We start from the raw sequence: 530 nt of genomic DNA, 5'->3' as shown, positions 1-530 counted from the left end.
CCGTAGGGGAACCTGCGGTTGGATCACCTCCTTACCTAAAGATACGCATTGTGCAGTGTCCACACAGATTGTCTGATAGAAAGTAACGAGCAGAAATACCTTAATAGGCTTGTAGCTCAGGTGGTTAGAGCGCACCCCTGATAAGGGTGAGGTCGGTGGTTCAAGTCCACTCAGGCCTACCAATTCCTTCCTCCTCTTCGTTGTCGCCATGTCTCGTTTGCACAAGCAAACTTCGCATGACTCCGCCTTGATGAGAAAGAAATTGGCTGACTCATCTGACTGATGAGTGATTAAGGTATCTGTAAGTGACTGTATGGGGCTATAGCTCAGCTGGGAGAGCGCCTGCCTTGCACGCAGGAGGTCAGCGGTTCGATCCCGCTTAGCTCCACCATTACCGTACAGCCCCTAAATAATACTTCAGAGCGTATTGGAAACAGTATGCTGCGAAGTATTTTGCTCTTTAACAATCTGGAACAAGCTGAAAATTGAAAGTTTACAGCTGAACATCACTCTCCGTAGAAGTACTGAGT

Annotated in this window: 2 tRNA genes; both read left to right on the top strand. The window is 47.9% G+C overall.

The features are described 5' to 3' along the window. The first annotated feature begins 105 nt into the window (after positions 1–105). Positions 106–182: transfer RNA gene (locus D6C13_RS25380), tRNA-Ile, on the top strand. Between the two features lie 133 nt (positions 183–315). Continuing rightward, positions 316–391 (top strand) — tRNA-Ala (locus D6C13_RS25375). Positions 392–530 lie beyond the last annotated feature (139 nt).

This window comes from Rahnella woolbedingensis, from assembly GCF_003602095.1.
In the GTDB taxonomy this organism is placed as follows: Bacteria; Pseudomonadota; Gammaproteobacteria; order Enterobacterales; family Enterobacteriaceae; genus Rahnella; species Rahnella woolbedingensis.
Note: the sequence above shows the minus strand (reverse complement) of the source record. Positions and strands in the feature narration are given on the sequence as shown.